The organism is Pseudomonas sp. AP42 (assembly GCF_001728935.1).
Classification (GTDB): Bacteria; Pseudomonadota; Gammaproteobacteria; order Pseudomonadales; family Pseudomonadaceae; genus Aquipseudomonas; species Aquipseudomonas lactis.
In genome coordinates, this window is record NZ_LYSO01000078.1 from 1 (window position 1) to 11,934 (window position 11,934).

Sequence of the window (11,934 nt, forward strand, 5' to 3'; positions counted from 1 at the left end):
GACGTGGGAGAAGAAGCGGCCTACTCAATGCATCTTGCTATGGTCCATCTTGCTATGGTCCATGCCATCCAAGCCACGCGCCGTTGCCTTCACTTCGACAGCCTGCTTTTCACCCTTGGTATCTTGCACCGTCAGGGTCAGCGGCACCTGGTCGCCTTCCTTGATCTGGCCAGTCAGGCCCATCAGCATCACGTGGTAGCCGTTCGGGTCGAGCTTGACGGCTTTTCCTGCCGGCAGGGCCACCGCATCCACCGGGCCCATGCGCATCACGTCGTCCTTCATGCTCATCTCGTGAATCTGCACGTCCTTGGCCACTGGCGATGCCACGCTCAGCAATTTGCTGTCGCTGTCGGCGGTGAGGGTCATGAAGGCACCGCTGGATGGCTGGCCCGGTACGGAGGCGCGAACCCAGGCGTCGGTCACTTGTACTTGGGCGCTGGCGTGGGCGGCGAGGCCCAGCAGGGTGAGGCCGAGGGTGAGACGCTTGAGGTGTTGAACGGCAGTCATTAGCAGACCTCCATGACGGTGAGCAGGTCTTCTGCGCACTCTTGAGCGGTAAGGGATGCCTGCAAGCCAAGGCGCAGGTTGCCACGGGTGTCGAACACGAAACTGGTGGCGGTGTGGGAGAGGGTGTAGGTGTCGCCGGCGGGGATCTTTTCATAAAAGATCCCGAACTCCTTGGCGGCCACGGCGATTTCTTCCGGGGTGCCGTAGAGCGCTTCGAAGCTGGGGTCGAAGGCCTTGACGTAATTGTTGAGAATCTCGGGGGTGTCGCGCTCGGGGTCCAGGGTGATGAACACCACCTGCATGATCTTGCCATCGCGGCCCATCAGTTTCTTGGCCTGGGCGGCGCGGGCCAGGGCGGTCGGGCAGACGGCCGGGCACTGGGTGAAGCCGAAGAACACCACCGGCATCAGGCCGCGGTACGAGCTCAAGGTGACTGTTTCGCCGTCAGTATTCTTGAGCTTGAAAGTGCGGCCCATGATCTTGTCACTGAGGTCCTTGCCGTACTTGAAGTTCAGCTTGGGGCTGTAGTCACAGCCGCCCAGCAGGCTGCCCAGGCCCAACAGGCCCATGCCGGTCAGCACTTTGCGGCGGGTGAATAACGTACTCATCAACTGTGCATCCTGTGAAACGCCTGCAAGGCAGTAGAGCTGCCCCACCAGGCTTTGAAAAGGAGTAACGAGAAGGGTGCAGAGTCTAGCAACCCTGGCCCGTGCGCGTAATCTGCGACGTTCTGCCACAGGGGCGCGGCGCATTTCGTGCTTTTGTGGCTTCGGTGGTAGAGTCGCCGCCATGAAATTGCGCCACTCTGACCGCTCACTGATCGCCTGGGCCCTGTACTTCTGCGTGCTGATGAACCTGTTCGCCTGCGGTTTGGGGCATGGCCAGATGATGGGCCAGCAGCTCAATGGCATCGGCGGGCTGTTCTGTTCGGTGGACGGCGGCCAGTCGCCCATTTCCGACAAAGGGTTGGCAACCCCGACTTCCAGCAACATCTCGAACTACTTTGCCTGCCCGGTGTGCAACGCGGTTACCGTCGCCCTGGTGTTCCTGATCGGCCTGGCCTGGCTGCTCGGTCTTACGCACACCCCACGTGTCGCCCATGAACGGCGCAACAAGGCGCCTCCGCGCTATTCCTGGCCTTCGGCCAACCCTCGCGCTTCTCCCGCATCCTGACGTGTGCCTTGGGCTTCCTGTCACCAGGAGGCATTCTCTCGTCACGATGGTGAGTACGTTTTATGAACCCTCAATTGCCTGCCGGCGCCAGCCGCCTGGTCAGCAAGACGTCGCGGCGCCTGCGTGCGCAGCCGGCGCTGCCTGATTACCCGAGCAATTCGCGCTGTTTCGTGCACCTGGACGCGCGCCTGCTGCCTCATTGGCATAGCTTGTTTGATATCTGCCCGGCGCTGCTCAAGCTCGACCCACCGGAGGGCTTGAACCTGTTTCGCGCCTTCATGACTTGGGCCTATCGCAACCAGCCGCCGCTGGACTGGACCTACCATCTGAACGTATGCCGCTGGTTACTGAGTTCGGCGTACCGCACGCAGATCGATGACGAACCGATCGAAGCCTTCATGGCCGCCGCCGCTGCGCGTTGGGTGCTCACGGACGACAGCCCGGCGGCAGGCATTGTTCTGAGCTGGCGCGATTGCACCCTGTTCGATTGGAAGGGCCACCCTTCGATAGCCACGCAGCAGCCGGCATTGCCGGCGCCCGCCTGGGATTTCGCCTGGTGCCCATTGAATGCGCAAGGCACCTTCAGCGGCTGGCTGCGGGTGCCATGAAGCGCCGAACCTGATAGCGAGCCGAAGGCCATCACGCCGCCAGGGGTTTTCCCGCCATGGTTTTTTTGTGCGCGGCCTTCATCGCTTCCATCTCAGCCCCCAACTCCTCGAGAAGGGCTTTACCCAAGAGCTTTTTAGCTTGTGGGAACATCTCGGTTTCTTCCTCTTCGATATGGTGTTCAAGCAGCTCCTTGACCACTTTGACGCGACCGGAAAACTCGGTGGACGATGGGTCGGTTTTCTTCAAGTCCGGCAGTACCAGCGAGTCGACGGTACGGTGCTCCTCCTTGGCTTCGTGGTACATGATGTCCTGCTCCTTGCCCCCGGCTTTTCTGAACGCGGGGTAGAGAATCTCTTCTTCGAGCTGGGTGTGCAGGGTGATTTCCATTTCGAGTTTGGCCAGCAACTCGGTACGTTTTTTTACCCCGCGTTCAGTGGATTCGCTCAACTGGGTCAGCAGGGTCTTGACGCGTTCATGGTCGGCTTTGAGAAGGTCGATGGCATTCATATAAAACCTCACGGATGGTGTTCGGGCGTGTCGAAGCGCACGCCTCGTGGTGAGGGGTGTTGCATCAGGCGTACCAATTTTTCGGATATGAAAAAATTTTTAAAATCAATTGGTTGAGTTTGCTTGTGCGCTTTGCTGTCGTGCAGCTTGCATGGTCGGGTTGCGGCGACATTGCACAACGCCCAACCGGCGCTGACGCTCCAGCGCAACGGCGCAGGCCTTAAAGCGTGGCTTGAAAATCCAATGGAACCCTTGGCGCATCCGCTTGACCTAACGCATAGACTTCAGGAGGTGAATCATGCAAATAGAATATATCTGGATCGTATTGGCGGTGATTCTGCTGCTCTTGGAACTCTGGGCGATCAACATCGTTTTGCGCAGCACTGGCGGATGGGAGACCAAGGGGTTGTGGGTGGTGGTGCTGGTGTTCGTGCCGCTGCTGGGGCTGATTGCGTGGGCGATGTTCGGGCCCAAGCGTGAGATGGCGCAGCAGCGTAAGAGCTGAAGCGGTGAGTGATAAAAAACAGGCGCCCATGGGGCGCCTGTTTTCATTGCGCTAAACCGATCAACCGCCGACGGCGTTGGCAATCGCCTCATTGAACGCCGGCAGATCGTCGGGCGTGCGCGAGGTGATCAAGGTCCAGCCATTGGCCTGGCACTCTTTAACCTCGGCATCCACCACGCTGGCAGCGCCGGCGTTTTCAAGGTCGATGCGCACGCTTTTATAGGCGGTCAGGGTTTTGCCCTTGACCACCCCGGCGTCAATCAGCGTCCATGGCCCGTGGCAGATCGCCGCGATGGTCTTGCCGGCCTGCACGAATTCATTGATCAAGCGCAGCGCGGCGGCATCCTGGCGCAGTGTATCGGCATTCACCGTGCCGCCCGGGATGACCAGCGCATCGAAATCGGCGCTGACCACATCCGACAGTTGCACGTCTGATTCCACGGTCTGGTCTTTTTCCGTGTCGCCGACAAATGTCTGGGTAGTGCCGCCTTTGCTGGAGGCGTGCGTCACGGTCGCGCCGTAGCCACGCAGTGTCTCCAGCGGCTTGAGCAGCTCGTCGCGCTCAATGCCTGTGTTGGAGGTGATGACGAGGATGTGCTTGCCGTTGAGTTGCGAGCTCATGGTCGAGTGTCTCCTTGGGTCATGGATCGATTAATGGGCGTATTTGGTTTGCAGTTCCTTGGCCATTTTCAGGTGGGCTTCAAGGGTAGGCAGGGTCTTGGTGGCGAAGGCTTTCAGCTCGGGATTGTCCGAGGAGGCCGCTTCTTTCTTGAACAGTTCGACGGTTTTTTCATGGGCCGCCACCTGGTTGTTGGCGTAGGCCTTGTCGAACGATTCATCGCGCATTTCCAGAATGGCTTTCTTGGCCTGGTCGGTGAGCGCGGCGTCATCGGGGACTTCGATATCGAGTTTTTTCGCCAGGGCCATCAATTCCTGATTGGCTTTGGTGTGGTCGGTGACCATATGCTGGGCGAAGGTTTTTACGTCCGCCGAGCTGCTTTTTTCCAGGGCCAGCTTGCCCGCTTCCACCTCGGTGATACCGCCCTCGGCGGCGTTGTCGACGAAGTCGTTGGAGGTCGCCGCCATCGCGGTGGACATCGAGCCTGCGATCAGCATGAAGGTAAGGCCCATCGGTTTCATCAGTCGAGTTTTCATGGTGTCTCTCCTTGGAAATGGCGGGATGCCGTTACCTGACTGTTGAATGGAGAGGGGCGTAAAAGGTTTAAAATTTTTTGCGCTTTTTTGCCCAGTGGTGAGGGGGCAATTGAGCGATCAAAGCGCAGATTCTGGGTGACAAATCCTTTGTTGATGCCCTGGGCGCCGAGTCCGTGGATCTTATGGAACTCGTCATAACGATCGAGGATGAATTTGGCATCGAAATACCCAATGACATGGCAAGTCATCTCATCACCGTCGCAGACGCAATCACGGTTGTGACGCATGCAGTCCAGTAAAGGAGTGGCCGCCTCGCCTCCAGCCAAAACGGCTCATACTCGTAGGTGTTGTTTATAAATAAAAATAATAATTAGCTTAGATTAAAATGTGCTTTTTATTATTTATGACCATCCCCTAGTCTTGCCTGTAAGCCCCCTTAGGCCATCCAGGAAGATTTGTCATGAGCAGCGTCACGCCGATTTCCAGTGTTTCCAGCAATGTGCGCCAGCGGGTCACACCGCAAGAGTGGGAGGTACGGGTCAAGCTGGCCGCAGCCTACCGACTGGCGGCGTTACACAAGTGGACCGATCATATCTACACGCATTTCTCGGCGCGGGTGCCAGGGCCCGAGGCGCATTTCCTGATCAATGCTTTCGGGATGTTGTTCGACGAAATCAGCGCTTCCAACCTGGTCAAAGTCGATCTGGACGGCACCATCGTCGATGACCCCACGGGCCTGGGGATCAACTACGCCGGCTACGTGATCCACAGCGCCATCCACGGCGCACGCCATGACTTGCAAGCGGTGCTGCACACCCACACCCGCGATGGTATTGCGGTGTCGGCGCAAAAGCAGGGGCTGTTGCCCATCTCCCAGCACGCTATCGCGTTCTCGGGGCGTGTGGCTTACCACGGTTACGAGGGCGTGGCCCTGGACCTGGATGAGCGTGAACGGCTAGTGGCGGATCTGGGCGACAAGAGTGTGATGATCCTGCGTAACCACGGCTTGTTGACGGGCGGCGTCAGCGTCGAGCATGCCTTCCAGCAACTACAAAGCCTGGAGCGGGCCTGCAATATCCAGATCGCGGCACAGGCGGCGGGGAATGCCGAGTTGATCTTCCCACCGGCAGAGGTGGTGGCCAAAGTTGAGCAGCAGGCCAAGGTATTCAGCAACGGTGAAGGCCCAGGCGTGGCGCGACATTGGAATGCGCTGGTGCGTCAGCTTGAGCGAACAGACACCGACTACAAAAACTGAGTGGTGTAGGAGGGGGCTTGCTCTAAATAATATTTAATTAACAGCCTCGCGCATCGCAATGCTGGGTTGCGCTGCCGGGCTCGGCGCGCCCGTGCGGTCCGCCAGGTAACGCGCCGGCGGCTGACCCATGGCCTTGCGGAACATGGTGATAAACCCGCTGGCATTTTCATAACCCAAATCCAGCGCCACGCTCTGCACGCTTTCGCCGTTGGCCAGGCGCTGGAGTGAAAGGATTACATGCAACTGCCGGCGCCAGCGACCGAAGCTCAGGCCGATTTCTTCCAGCAGCAGGCGAGTCATGCTGCGTTCGCTCATGCCGATGCGCATGGCCCATTCGCCCAAGGTGGATTTGTCGCCGGGGTTGGCCAATAAGCAGTTGGCCAGCCGATGCAAGCGAGGGTCTTGGGGCATGGGCAAATGCAGCGCTTCGATGGGGGCCTGGGCCAACTCATCGAGTAACGTCGCCACCAGCCGGCCCTGTGCGCCGTCTTCGTCGTAGAGCTGCGGGAAACTCACCGCCTTGCCGATCAATTCGTGCAGTAATGGCGACACCGACAGCGTGCAACATTGCCGGGGCAGGGCGCTGGCAGCGTCCGGGTTGATCAACAGGCAATACACGTCTGCTTCGCCAGCGCCACGGGCCGCGTGGGTCACACCGCCGGGAATCCACAACGCGCATTGCGGCGGCACGATCCAGATACCCGCCTCGATCACACAATGCACCACGCCGCGCAAGGTATAGATCAATTGCCCGTGTTGATGGTGGTGAGGGGTATGTTCCCAGCGCTCGGAGGTACTCGAGGCGCCCACGGCCACTATCGAGCGAGGGATGGCGGCGGCGTCGCGAACCCGGTAGGGGTCGTACTGGTCGAGGCGGTGATGAACCATGGTGGCAACTGCCTTGGCTGGATTGCGAAACATTCTGGCTATTGTGTGCAATGCTGTCCAGCGTCCCGCGCTCTATGATGAGAACCAATCTCATCCAAGGAGCTTTGCCATGCGACTCGACAGTTCAACTTTCCCCGTGGTGAAAATCTTTTTCGACGCGCCTGACGACGGCGGGCCGGAAGATGCCTTACTGACCTTCGAGCATTTGTTGGCCCGTGAGCAGCCCTTCTTGCTGCTGCACGAAAAAGCCGTGGATGAAAACAATCACGAACACGCCCACGAAGAGCGCAAGCGCGCCTCTATCTGGATGAAGAAAAACAAAGCGGCCTTGCGCGCCTATGTCAAAGGCATGATCCAGGTGGAGCCCAGCGCCGCCAAGCGCCTGGCTCTCAAGCCCTTCGCCGTGACGTTCGGCAAGGCCTGGGGCTACCCGCTGCTGGTGGTGGAGTCCGAGAACCGCGCCTGGGCGCTGGCCGAGGATGTGCTGGACCCAGAAGTGTCGGATGTGGCGCATTTCTAAGCCTGGCCAGAGCTCGACAGCGTCCACAATTGAACTACCTTGATTGACGAGCCTTCCCACTCGGTACTCAAGCATGCGCACGTTATGGACGCGGTATCTGGCATTGCTGGAAAACGATTTGAGCACGCAGATTTTCGACAACGTCAAGAACCTGTTGGTCTGCGCGCTGTTGTTTGCGGCGGGGACCAACGCGCTGGTGGGGCCGCACGATTTGCTGATCGGTCTGTTTGCTTCCAGCGTCGCGGGGTGGGGCTTGATTGTGCTGTCGACGCTGCTGATGTTGTTGAACGTCAGCGACGGCATTCGCCGGCTGGCCAAGTTGCGTTATCACTTGGCGTTGCAACTGTTATTGATCCTGATCTACGTGGTGGTTGCCGAGCGGGTGGTAGAGATTGTGTGGGTGTTGCGCGCCCACTGAAGTATCCTCCGCGCCTCGTTTATCACTGATTCAAACAAAGATGACAGGACAAGCTATGCAGGCGCTGCTGGAGTCGATCCTCGACGAAGTGCGCCCCTTGATCGGCCTCGGCAAAGTTGCCGATTACATTCCCGCGCTGGCCGACGTGCCCGCCCACCAACTTGGCATTGCGGTCTACGGCAACGACGGCACGGCCTACTGCGCCGGGGATGCCGACACGCTGTTTTCGGTGCAGAGCATTTCCAAGGTCTTCAGCCTGGTGCAGGCTATCGACCATGGTGGCGAAACCATCTGGGAGCGCCTGGGCCATGAGCCCTCGGGGCAGCCGTTCAACTCCATGGTGCAACTGGAGTTCGAGCGTGGACGCCCGCGCAATCCCTTTATCAATGCTGGCGCGCTGGTGATCTGCGACATCAACCAGTCACGCTTCGCCGTGCCGATTCTGTCGATGCGCGATTTTGTGCGGCGCCTGTCGGGCAACCCGCAGATCCTGGTCAACAGCGTCGTGGCCGAATCGGAAGCCCAGCACGGTGCGCGCAATGCGGCCATGGCCTACCTGATGAAGTCGTTCGGCAATTTTCATAACGATGTGGACGCAGTGCTGCACAGCTACTTCAACTATTGCGCGTTGCAGATGAGCTGCCTGGACCTGGCCCGAGCGTTCAGCTTTCTGGCCAACGAAGGCGTGAGTGCCCACAGTGGCGAGCAAGTGCTGACGGCGCGCCAGACCAAGCAAGTGAACTCGATCATGGCCACCAGCGGGCTGTATGACGAGGCGGGCAATTTTGCCTACCGCGTGGGCCTGCCGGGCAAGAGCGGGGTCGGCGGCGGGATCGTCGCGGTAGTGCCGGGGCAGTTCACAGTGTGCGTGTGGTCGCCGGAGTTGAACGCAGCGGGCAATTCGCTGGCGGGGATGAAGGCGTTGGAGTTGTTGAGTGAGCGGATTGGGTGGTCGGTTTTTTGAGATCATTCCCACGGGCATGGGGACGAGCATCAGACTGAAGTCGAATCGGCGCTCAAAACGCAGTGCACCAAACTTCATCTCGTTCAGTCTAGGTTGTCATAAATTAGGCGGTCTCTTTGAAGAATTCAGTTTCGATGTCGCCGGTACTGGACGTGCGTTTGGCTGTCCATTTCTCAAAAGAGGGGGAGCCGTTAACGTAATCCGCTTCCCAACGCCACGAACCGCCACTGGTTTCAAACCAGAGCACGGTCTCGTCTCGACCATCTCCGTAAAGGTGATAGTGGCCACTGACGGGCTCCGATATGCCGGTAAGCAAATAATGAAATTCTCCACTGAAGGAACCTGCTAACTGATCGAACTTTTTAATAGTCAGACGGAATACGTTACTGGATCCGCCGTCGTAGTTTCCGGATAGAGAGTAGGTCATGGGCATTTCCTGATAAGTAGCGAGAGAGTAAAGTGATACGCAGTCATACTGAGTGAAAGTTCTCTTACGAGAACCTGTAGGAAATGACAGTTTTTTATAACGTTACTTCATAAGAATCCCCTTCCGGCTCCCTTTACTGAATGCTTGCGTGGCATATTTCAGTGTGTAGATGCCGCTATTCGGTCGGTCCCACGCTCTGCGTGGTAATGCATGCAGTGACGCTCGGCGTCACCTGGCACAGCCTGACGCAGAGCGCCCGGGCATGCAGAGCTTGGGAACGGTCACTGTAGGAGCGAGCTTGCTCGCGAAAAACGCCCAGGCCCTGCGGTCATCCAGGTTGCCCGCGTCATCGTTGACGATCTTCGCGAGCAAGCTCGCTCCTACAGTGGGTTATTGGCGGGGTTTGTTGAGGCGTGGCACGACCATGCCCACCTCACGCTGATAACGCCGATAACGCTCACCAAACAGCGCCACCAAATCCCGTTCTTCGAAGCTGGCGCCGATGAAGAGATACACCGACATCCCCAGCGCAAACAGCAGATGCCCAACGGTCATATGCGGCGTTGCCCAAAAGGCGATCAGGAAGCCTAGGTACAGCGGATGACGCACGACTTTGTAGAGCAGCGGCGTCCGGAATGTCAGGCCTGAGGGTGGGGCGTTGCGCCAGCGATCAATGGCCTGCTTCAGCCCGAACAACTCGAAGTGACTGATCAAGAAAGTTGCCAGCACCACGATGCCCCAGCCCAGCCAGAACAGGCCGGTCAGCAGTGCCTTGGCCCAGGCGGCGTCAACCGCCCAAACGGTGTGCGTAATAGGCCGCCACTGCCAGAACAGCAGCGCGAGCATCAGGCTGGAGAGCAGCACATAGCTGGAACGCTCCACCGCTGCCGGGGCGAAGACTGCCAGCCAGCGCTTGAAGCGTTTACGCGCCATGCTGCTGTGCTGGACACCAAACACAATGATCAGTGACGCATTGATCATGAGTGCCTGCGCCCAGTCGATGCGCGCGCCGGAGTCGATGTGTTTGGGCACGACCACAGCCCCTACGAAGCCCATCATGTACAGCAGGGTGAATAAGAACACCAGGTAGCAGCAGGTGCTATAGACCAGGCCAGCCAAGCGTGCCGTGAGGGTGTTTGAAGAGGTTTGCCGTTTCATGGACGATTCCTTTCGCACATGGTGAATGGGTGAGCCAATCGATGACTGGCTCGCTCAGACTAACGGCATTCACGGAGTCGGTAACCTGTTGAAGTTGACAGTTTCTTCAGAAGCGATTGGTGGTTTAACCGACGTTCTCATCGATCCAACAGGCTATATCAGGCCACGCCTGCGCCAATGTGAGCCCCGGTGCTGTTGCAGTGCTCAAGGGCGCTGAATAGTCCGGCGCGGAACCTGGAATGAACCGAAGCCCCGGATACACCGGCGACTCATTGTGGGAGCTGGCTTGCCTGCGATGGTGGTGGTTCAGTGGAAAAATCATTGACTGACAAACCGCCTTCGCGAGCAAGCCCGCTCCCACAGGGGATCGGTGCCAGGCGCTGATTCTGTGGGCAACACATGGCCAATGTGGGAGCTGGCTTGCCTGCGAAAGCGGTGGTTCAGTTGAAAACTCAGTGACTGACACACCGCCTTCGCGAGCAAGCCCGCTCCCACATTTTGAATCTGTATTGTTCTTTGAACTGTGGGTGAGCCCAAACAAAAAATGCGCCCCTGGGGGCGCATTCTTTTGCTCGGTCAGCTATGGCCTATCAGGCCGTCGCATCCCAGGCCCGATCACCGTGCTCGTCTTTGATCCGAGTCGGCAAGCCCATCACATCCAGCGCCTTGAGGAACGGCTCAGCCGGCAGTTCCTCGACGTTGGCCATGTGCTTGACATCCCACTCGCCACGCGCAACCAGCAGCGCAGCGGCTACCGGTGGTACGCCTGCGGTGTAGGAGATGCCCTGGCTGTCGGTCTCGGCATAGGCCTCTTCGTGATCAGCCACGTTATAGATGAACATCTCACGCGGCTGGCCATCCTTGGTGCCTTTGACCAGGTCACCGATGCAGGTCTTGCCGGTGTAGCCAGGCGCAAGCGAAGACGGGTCGGGCAGCACGGCCTTGACCACTTTCAACGGCACCACTTCCAGGCCTTCGGCCGTCTTGACCGGCTGTTCGGAGAGCAGGCCGAGGTTTTTCAGCACGGTGAACACGTTGATGTAGTGTTCGCCGAAGCTCATCCAGAAACGCACGTTGGGCACGTCGAGGTTTTTCGACAGCGAGTGCACTTCATCGTGGCCGGTGAGGTAGAGGTTCTGCGAACCGACTACTGGCAGGTCGTCGGTGCGTTTGACTTCGAACATGGTGTTGCTGGTCCACTGGCTGTTCTGCCAGCTCCACACCTGCCCGGTGAATTCGCGGAAGTTGATTTCCGGATCGAAATTGGTGGCGAAGTATTTGCCATGGGAGCCGGCATTGACGTCGAGAATGTCGATCGAATCAATGCGGTCGAAATGCTGTTGCTGCGCCAGCGCGGCATACGCGTTGACGACACCTGGGTCGAAGCCCACGCCAAGGATTGCGGTGATGTTCTTCTGTTTGCACTCTTGCAGGTGGTTCCACTCGTAGTTGCCGTACCACGGCGGGGTCTCGCAGACCTTGCCCGGCTCTTCGTGGATGGCAGTGTCGAGGTAAGCCACGCCCGTGTCGATGCAGGCACGCAATACCGACATGTTGAGGAACGCGGAGCCGACGTTGATGACGATCTGCGATTCGGTCTCGCGGATCAGGGCCTTGGTCGCTTCCACGTCCAGGGCGTTCAGCGCGAAGGCTTGGATATCGGCGGGAACCTTGAGGCTACCCTTGGCCTTGACGCTGTCGATGATGGCCTGGCATTTGGAGATGTTGCGCGACGCGATAGCAATACGACCGAGTTCGTCGTTGTGCTGCGCGCACTTGTGGGCCACCACCTTGGCGACACCTCCTGCACCAATGATAAGAACGTTCTTTTTCAATTGCTTTATCTCT

General features: G+C 58.6%; 17 protein-coding genes. 8 read left to right on the forward strand and 9 right to left on the reverse strand.

The annotated features are described in order from the left end of the window. Window positions 1–24: 24 nt before the first annotated feature. Window positions 25–507, reverse strand: coding sequence for a copper chaperone PCu(A)C (locus A7K61_RS21835; protein ID WP_069558356.1), 483 nt, complete (start codon window positions 505–507; stop codon window positions 25–27). Next, entirely contained in the window at window positions 507–1,115 is a 609-nt protein-coding gene (locus A7K61_RS21840; protein WP_003191741.1) for an SCO family protein, read from the reverse strand. The genes A7K61_RS21835 and A7K61_RS21840 overlap by 1 nt, the downstream gene beginning before the upstream one ends. Before the next feature lie 181 nt (window positions 1,116–1,296). Here A7K61_RS21840 and A7K61_RS21845 point away from each other — a divergent pair, with 181 nt between their 5' ends. Then, window positions 1,297–1,680: a DUF2946 domain-containing protein gene (locus tag A7K61_RS21845; RefSeq protein ID WP_069558357.1), complete on the forward strand. Its 384-nt coding sequence runs from the start codon at window positions 1,297–1,299 to the stop codon at window positions 1,678–1,680. Between the two features lie 62 nt (window positions 1,681–1,742). After that, window positions 1,743–2,288, forward strand: coding sequence for a putative natural product biosynthesis protein (locus A7K61_RS21850; protein WP_069558358.1), 546 nt, complete (start codon window positions 1,743–1,745; stop codon window positions 2,286–2,288). A 31-nt stretch (window positions 2,289–2,319) separates the two neighbouring features. Here the strand turns inward: A7K61_RS21850 and A7K61_RS21855 are convergent, their stop codons facing one another. Next, the gene (locus A7K61_RS21855; protein WP_069558359.1) at window positions 2,320–2,796 is read right to left on the reverse strand and encodes a hemerythrin domain-containing protein; all 477 of its coding nucleotides are present in this window, start codon (window positions 2,794–2,796) and stop codon (window positions 2,320–2,322) included. A 298-nt stretch (window positions 2,797–3,094) separates the two neighbouring features. On the opposite strand from A7K61_RS21855, the gene A7K61_RS21860 reads away from it, so the two are divergent. Continuing rightward, a complete protein-coding gene (locus A7K61_RS21860; RefSeq protein ID WP_032896961.1) occupies window positions 3,095–3,301 on the forward strand; it encodes a hypothetical protein in 207 nt (68 codons plus the stop codon). 60 nt (window positions 3,302–3,361) lie between these two features. Here A7K61_RS21860 and A7K61_RS21865 read toward each other — a convergent pair whose 3' ends face one another. Together A7K61_RS21865 and A7K61_RS21870 are read right to left on the reverse strand one after the other, a co-directional pair. After that, on the reverse strand, window positions 3,362–3,922 hold the full coding sequence (locus A7K61_RS21865) for a type 1 glutamine amidotransferase domain-containing protein (RefSeq protein ID WP_032896963.1): 561 nt from the start codon (window positions 3,920–3,922) through the stop codon (window positions 3,362–3,364). 30 nt (window positions 3,923–3,952) lie between these two features. Further along, window positions 3,953–4,456, reverse strand: a complete 504-nt coding sequence (locus A7K61_RS21870; protein ID WP_044274135.1) for a DUF4142 domain-containing protein — start codon at window positions 4,454–4,456, stop codon at window positions 3,953–3,955. 182 nt (window positions 4,457–4,638) lie between these two features. Here A7K61_RS21870 and A7K61_RS33870 point away from each other — a divergent pair, with 182 nt between their 5' ends. Together A7K61_RS33870 and A7K61_RS21880 are read left to right on the forward strand one after the other, a co-directional pair. Further along, window positions 4,639–4,755: a hypothetical protein gene (locus A7K61_RS33870; RefSeq protein ID WP_083263117.1), complete on the forward strand. Its 117-nt coding sequence runs from the start codon at window positions 4,639–4,641 to the stop codon at window positions 4,753–4,755. A 161-nt stretch (window positions 4,756–4,916) separates the two neighbouring features. Next, a complete protein-coding gene (locus A7K61_RS21880) occupies window positions 4,917–5,711 on the forward strand; it encodes a class II aldolase/adducin family protein (RefSeq protein ID WP_069558361.1) in 795 nt (264 codons plus the stop codon). 33 nt (window positions 5,712–5,744) lie between these two features. Here the strand turns inward: A7K61_RS21880 and A7K61_RS21885 are convergent, their stop codons facing one another. Then, window positions 5,745–6,599: a helix-turn-helix domain-containing protein gene (locus A7K61_RS21885; RefSeq protein ID WP_069558371.1), complete on the reverse strand. Its 855-nt coding sequence runs from the start codon at window positions 6,597–6,599 to the stop codon at window positions 5,745–5,747. Between the two features lie 109 nt (window positions 6,600–6,708). Here A7K61_RS21885 and A7K61_RS21890 point away from each other — a divergent pair, with 109 nt between their 5' ends. The 3 genes from A7K61_RS21890 to glsB all read left to right on the forward strand — a co-directional run bounded on the left by A7K61_RS21890 (window position 6,709) and on the right by glsB (window position 8,501). Next, window positions 6,709–7,119, forward strand: a complete 411-nt coding sequence (locus A7K61_RS21890) for a hypothetical protein (protein WP_069558362.1) — start codon at window positions 6,709–6,711, stop codon at window positions 7,117–7,119. Window positions 7,120–7,192: 73 nt separating this feature from the next. Then, a complete protein-coding gene (locus A7K61_RS21895) occupies window positions 7,193–7,537 on the forward strand; it encodes a hypothetical protein (protein WP_003191720.1) in 345 nt (114 codons plus the stop codon). Between the two features lie 55 nt (window positions 7,538–7,592). After that, window positions 7,593–8,501, forward strand: a complete 909-nt coding sequence (glsB, locus tag A7K61_RS21900) for a glutaminase B (protein WP_056787397.1) — start codon at window positions 7,593–7,595, stop codon at window positions 8,499–8,501. A gap of 103 nt (window positions 8,502–8,604) precedes the next feature. Here the strand turns inward: glsB and A7K61_RS21905 are convergent, their stop codons facing one another. The 3 genes from A7K61_RS21905 to A7K61_RS21915 all read right to left on the reverse strand — a co-directional run bounded on the left by A7K61_RS21905 (window position 8,605) and on the right by A7K61_RS21915 (window position 11,921). Further along, on the reverse strand, window positions 8,605–8,928 hold the full coding sequence (locus A7K61_RS21905; protein ID WP_069558363.1) for a hypothetical protein: 324 nt from the start codon (window positions 8,926–8,928) through the stop codon (window positions 8,605–8,607). A gap of 390 nt (window positions 8,929–9,318) precedes the next feature. After that, window positions 9,319–10,086, reverse strand: a complete 768-nt coding sequence (mddA, locus tag A7K61_RS21910) for a methanethiol S-methyltransferase (protein WP_069558364.1) — start codon at window positions 10,084–10,086, stop codon at window positions 9,319–9,321. A gap of 590 nt (window positions 10,087–10,676) precedes the next feature. Continuing rightward, window positions 10,677–11,921, reverse strand: coding sequence for a saccharopine dehydrogenase family protein (locus A7K61_RS21915; RefSeq protein WP_032896980.1), 1,245 nt, complete (start codon window positions 11,919–11,921; stop codon window positions 10,677–10,679). Between the last annotated feature and the right edge of the window lie 13 nt (window positions 11,922–11,934).

Bases quoted from the DNA above. Each gene is read 5' to 3' on its own strand.
- A7K61_RS21835 (WP_069558356.1), bottom strand. From the start codon at position 507: ATGACTGCCGTTCAACACCTCAAGCGTCTCACCCTCGGCCTCACCCTG.
- A7K61_RS21840 (WP_003191741.1), bottom strand. From the start codon at position 1,115: ATGAGTACGTTATTCACCCGCCGCAAAGTGCTGACCGGCATGGGCCTG.
- A7K61_RS21845 (WP_069558357.1), top strand. From the start codon at position 1,297: ATGAAATTGCGCCACTCTGACCGCTCACTGATCGCCTGGGCCCTGTAC.
- A7K61_RS21850 (WP_069558358.1), top strand. From the start codon at position 1,743: ATGAACCCTCAATTGCCTGCCGGCGCCAGCCGCCTGGTCAGCAAGACG.
- A7K61_RS21855 (WP_069558359.1), bottom strand. From the start codon at position 2,796: ATGAATGCCATCGACCTTCTCAAAGCCGACCATGAACGCGTCAAGACC.
- A7K61_RS21860 (WP_032896961.1), top strand. From the start codon at position 3,095: ATGCAAATAGAATATATCTGGATCGTATTGGCGGTGATTCTGCTGCTC.
- A7K61_RS21865 (WP_032896963.1), bottom strand. From the start codon at position 3,922: ATGAGCTCGCAACTCAACGGCAAGCACATCCTCGTCATCACCTCCAAC.
- A7K61_RS21870 (WP_044274135.1), bottom strand. From the start codon at position 4,456: ATGAAAACTCGACTGATGAAACCGATGGGCCTTACCTTCATGCTGATC.
- A7K61_RS33870 (WP_083263117.1), top strand. From the start codon at position 4,639: ATGGAACTCGTCATAACGATCGAGGATGAATTTGGCATCGAAATACCC.
- A7K61_RS21880 (WP_069558361.1), top strand. From the start codon at position 4,917: ATGAGCAGCGTCACGCCGATTTCCAGTGTTTCCAGCAATGTGCGCCAG.
- A7K61_RS21885 (WP_069558371.1), bottom strand. From the start codon at position 6,599: ATGGTTCATCACCGCCTCGACCAGTACGACCCCTACCGGGTTCGCGAC.
- A7K61_RS21890 (WP_069558362.1), top strand. From the start codon at position 6,709: ATGCGACTCGACAGTTCAACTTTCCCCGTGGTGAAAATCTTTTTCGAC.
- A7K61_RS21895 (WP_003191720.1), top strand. From the start codon at position 7,193: ATGCGCACGTTATGGACGCGGTATCTGGCATTGCTGGAAAACGATTTG.
- glsB (WP_056787397.1), top strand. From the start codon at position 7,593: ATGCAGGCGCTGCTGGAGTCGATCCTCGACGAAGTGCGCCCCTTGATC.
- A7K61_RS21905 (WP_069558363.1), bottom strand. From the start codon at position 8,928: ATGACCTACTCTCTATCCGGAAACTACGACGGCGGATCCAGTAACGTA.
- mddA (WP_069558364.1), bottom strand. From the start codon at position 10,086: ATGAAACGGCAAACCTCTTCAAACACCCTCACGGCACGCTTGGCTGGC.